This window comes from Dysgonomonas sp. PH5-45, from assembly GCF_029893235.1.
Lineage (GTDB): Bacteria > Bacteroidota > Bacteroidia > Bacteroidales > Dysgonomonadaceae > UBA1309.
Map to the genome: position 1 here is coordinate 1 of NZ_JARXWE010000063.1, position 2,288 is coordinate 2,288.

General features: G+C 46.5%; 1 protein-coding gene. It reads left to right on the plus strand.

The features are described from left to right. On the plus strand, window positions 1-1,980 hold a 1,980-nt coding region (locus tag M2132_RS11920), incomplete at its 5' end, for a PKD-like domain-containing protein (RefSeq protein ID WP_280673846.1). Window positions 1,981-2,288 lie beyond the last annotated feature (308 nt).

Here is a 2,288-nt window from a genome sequence, read left to right on the forward strand (position 1 = left end):
ACGGTATTGGGCACCAATATCTGCCCCGGACTATATCACTGGAATGGTGAGAAATGGGTGAGGATGCACGAGAAATGCCCCAACCCTTGCGTTGATAAAACAATCAATGAAAGTAATTCGACACAAACGGTTTGTTCCGGAAGTAGCATTAGCTCGGTAACCTATACCTCAAACAGTGATATGACAGTGACCGGAACATTGGCTGGGTTGACTGTAACAGGAAATAACACCAAGTCTGTGACTATTTCGGGTACGCCAACCGCTTCTACCATCCTTACTATATCGACCAGAGGAACGGGAGATCCTGTTTGTTTTAACGATACCAAGACCGTAACGGTAACTGTAACAGACTGTACAGACCCTTGCGATGATAAAGCGATCAATGAAAGTAATTCGACACAAACGGTTTGTTCCGGAAGTAGCATTAGTTCGGTAACCTATACCTCAAACAGTGATATGACAGTGACCGGAACATTGGCTGGGTTAACTATAACAGGAAATAACACCAAGTCTGTGACTATTTCGGGTACGCCAACCGCTTCTACCATCCTTACTATATCGACCAGAGGAACAGATCCTGCTTGTGCGAACGATACCAAGACCGTAACGGTAACTGTCAACCCAAGTCCGTCTATGACCAGCCCAACCAGTACGTCTATCTGTAGCGGTAGTACCTTCTCTTACACCCCTACTAGTAATGTTGCTGGCGCAAGCTTTGGCTGGACTCGTGGAACGTTGCCTTCCGGCTTGACCTCCAGCAGTTCTGCCACCAGTGGTACCGGCAGCATCACCGATCATGTGTTGACCAACTCTACAACTACAGCCAAAACGGTTAATTACACTTACACAGCCACAGCTAATGGTTGTCCAAGTGTTGCACATATCGTAACGGTGACGGTGAATCCAGTGCCAACAGTAGATATTACACCGCCTGCAACAGTCTGCCTAAACGAAGATGCTACCTTCACTGCCAGTCAGAATAGCGGTTGTACTTGGTCGGTTAGCGGCTCTGCCAGTGACTATACTATAACAGGTGGTACTTCTGGAAAGACATTGATCATCAAATGGAAATCTGAAGGAGAGAAAACAGTGACAGTAACTTACACTGACGCTAATGGCTGTAATGCATCTGCTAGTACCAAGGTAACTGTAACAAACTGTACAGTCCCTTGCGAAAGTCCAAGCAGCGTATCGCCAAGCACGGACAGCCCATCACTGCGCGTCTTTTTAAACACAGAAGTAGAGCTGGGTCCGGTATCGGCCACCTTCGCATCGGGTACGCCGCCTGCTACCGTATCGTACCAGTGGTATCGTAGTGTCAATGACGGCGATTATGCTCCAATAAGCGGGGCAACAAACAGTAGCTATACAGCCAAAGAACCGACAGAAGGCACCTACAAGTACTACTGCGAGGTAGGAGACGTCGATTGTCCGGGTAGCTCGGGGAAATATACTTTGGTTGTGACCAGATGCCCGGGATATGTGGCTGTCGGAGGGGAGTACACACTGAAAGATGGAAGCAACGTTTTAAATCATTCTAAAACTAACGTTCTTTGGGATGCTGTAAAGGGATATTTTAATGAGCCACCAAGAAAGGATATTTGCATCTATTATAGACCTATAGGAGGGGAGTTCGGCCTCTCAAATTGGCTTGACGCTGTGGATGAGTGTAGCAATAATTCTGATCAGATCGATGAGAATCACCGTGGTCTGGGTTGGAGACTTCCTACTGTTGGCGAGTTGGCCGCCCTACAAAGTGTCCACAGTACGCTACAATCACAGCCTACTTCCACTGACATACCGAGAACCGAGTATATGTATAATTTCTCCTACTGGTCTAGTAACATATACTACTACTCGTACGGAGGAAACCCCGCCGCATGGACCTGGAGCTACTGGCAGAGTCAATGGCCAGTAGGCCGAGCCACCATTACTCCGGATGCGCGGCATATGGTTCGTTGTGTCTTTACTATGGACTAACCGTTAACGATTAACAGTAGTGCGCGTATACAAGTGCACACCCTGTGGCAATTGGTTTTGCCACAGGGAACTACCCGTCGCCATTTGGTGTATGATACGAATGTTTACCCGTCCTTCGGGATTTGGTTAAAGCCTTTATCTATTAACAATTATATTCCTCCACTTGAAAGTGGAGGCAACAGATAAAGAGAATCTTTGAATCATTAAACAGTTACTAATGCGAATCAGTATTTAAAAAATTAGATAAATAAAAGCGATGGCAATTTTGCCCATCGTATGTATGAGTAGTCCGGCAGTGGACCTTACTT